Origin of the sequence: Mesorhizobium sp. M7A.F.Ca.AU.002.02.1.1 (assembly GCF_003998535.1) — a bacterium.
Classification (GTDB): domain Bacteria; phylum Pseudomonadota; class Alphaproteobacteria; order Rhizobiales; family Rhizobiaceae; genus Mesorhizobium; species Mesorhizobium ciceri.
The window spans coordinates 1-2,232 of the sequence record NZ_RZPB01000883.1 but is presented as its reverse complement, the minus strand read 5'-3'; the positions used below and the strand labels follow the sequence as shown (position 1 = coordinate 2,232).

General features: G+C 59.4%; 1 protein-coding gene. It reads right to left on the bottom strand.

Annotated elements, in window-relative coordinates; all coding sequences use genetic code 11:
* Positions 1–1,755 precede the first annotated feature (1,755 nt).
* Complete coding sequence (locus EN879_RS39185) at positions 1,756–2,007, bottom strand: hypothetical protein (protein ID WP_024504642.1); 252 nt, start codon at positions 2,005–2,007, stop codon at positions 1,756–1,758.
* Positions 2,008–2,232: the final 225 nt, after the last annotated feature.

Below are 2,232 nucleotides of genomic sequence, written 5' to 3'. Positions count from 1 at the left end.
CGGCGGGCTTTTGTGTGGTGATGACCCCCCCGGCATTATTTGGCCAGGCTGGGAACCTGTGGCGCGAATCAAAGTTGGGGTGGAAGCTTGGCTTACAACCCCGGGCCAAGTGGTCTCAAAGCAAGACCCGCCATTGCTGATCAATGACGGGTCTTCGCTGTGCATCGATCGATGGACCAACATCCCGAAGCTCAGCGCCGCGCCCCGTCCTTCGCACAGAGCGTTGGCGTCACACGCCTGTCATGGGACGAGCTTATTCGCTGAAGAACCGGCCTGCGGCCAGCGACCTGCGTTTTTTTTAGGATGGCTCGACGCCGAGGTCGGTCCGCTCCTGCCTACCTGGCTGCCGTTGCCGGTCGGAGGGCGGGAGAGGAATGACCTCCTGCTCACTGCGCCCGGCAGCTTCGCCGAGTTTGTATGCCGCATATAAGGCGCCGATTCTGACTAGCCAACGGATCATCGCGATCTCCTTTGGCGCCCAGAACACAGCGGCTTTCGATATGTTCCACATGCTGGAAGCGCCACCCTCTGCATCGTGCAGAATGGCGAGTGCTACAGACCATCGCGGCATGCCGACGTTTGGCATGTCTATCGGTGTCGATGCTCTCATCAACGCCTCGGCGTAATTCGTGCGCCGCGGCAGGTGCTTGCAGCGGATGAAGGCCGCTCGATCATGTGGCGGCCGCTACGGGACGCCGTCCTAAACGTGAAGCCAGGCTCAAACGAACCTCCTCGGTTTTATGAACCAAAGCTCTGCCGTCGTCGCTGTCATGATATTCCGCACGTCAACGAGATGGTCAGAAAACGAGTGATCGAACCAAGCATCAGCCGGACGTGCTGGCAGGCGAACACTCTTCCGCTGCCTCGTCGGTTACCCTTCCCGTCCCGGTGGAGCGTCACTGGCCTTGTCGTTGCCTCTGGGGCACTCGCGCGGCCTCGTTGTCCCTCGCTGCGAGACTGTCGTCAGACGCTTGGTATATCTGTCGAACAATTCCACCTTTTCTGGATAGGTAAGGCGGTGTAAACGCTGGCAACCTTCGCACCGATAGTGGGCGGCAGCGATGAACCAACGCCCCGGTTTGATGAAAGCCGTTCCGCATGCCGGACATTCGAGCGTCATCTCAATCGAAGACAGTGTCTGGGGGAGCGGCATCAGGTCCCGTGGCTCAAACCGCCGCCGCCAGAAGCAGCGTTATACCCACGGCCGTCGACCCACAGATGGTCGCTAGAAGCACAATCGGCCGCGGATACTCGGTGGGTGCTGCGCTGGTGAGGTCGGAACCTCGAAATCTCACGGCGCTGGGCGACTGGACGTGGGCAGCGGTAGACTTGTCATTGCACGCTAGCACAGAAAGACGCTGGGCGATATCGGCGGCGATGAGAGGATCGTCCGCCACCAACTTCGACCAGTCCGAAACAGTGCCGATTTCGTGATGCAACATCGTTCCCTCCCAGGTGATCGCACAACTGCGAGATCTGACCTTTGTTCCTTTGATTTTTGCGAGGGGGGAAGTCGCGCCCGCTGTCTCGATGGACGGCGGGTCACATGCGACTGATCGCTATTTCCGGGGATCCGGGAACTTGATTATCGTCGCGCTGTCTTCCGGCTCCAGCGGCTCGTGGCCAGGCCGTTCGTGCCACATGACTTGCCGCAAATCGGTCTGATCGACTTTCTGGCCGCAAGATGGACACGCGTAGAAGCGGTCCTTTTCGCGAATGCAATTACCCCCGTTGCGGGGGATGCGAGGTCCAAGGTCAGACAGTTTTGTCATGGCGACGAAAATCACCGCCGGAGGAAAAAGTTCCCGCCATTTCAGCAAAAACCAACGGAACACTCTTTGGCGCCCGAGGTTCGATGAGCTGAAAGCATCGTGACTGCATGGACGCTTCCGCCAGCCCATCGACAGCCTCTATGGCACGATCCACGATGCCATCTCCACTACGATCCTGGTTTGACCGGATGATGCTCGCGGCCGCAGGTTCCTCGACGATTGGATCGCGAGCCATCTGCCGTTTCCAGAACCGGCTCCCCCCATGGCTGCCAGCGACCTTGCGGACCAGCCGCCGGTGATGCCGGTACCAAGCCTGACGAGGGCAATGAAGAAGTCAGGAGCGTATCGGAAGTAATGTTCAAACGATGCATACAGCAACGACGCCTCACCGGCTTGACCGGTTTCTTGGCTCGCGCCTTTAGGTGGGCTGTGGGTCAAGTGGATTGCTAATACGAGGCTC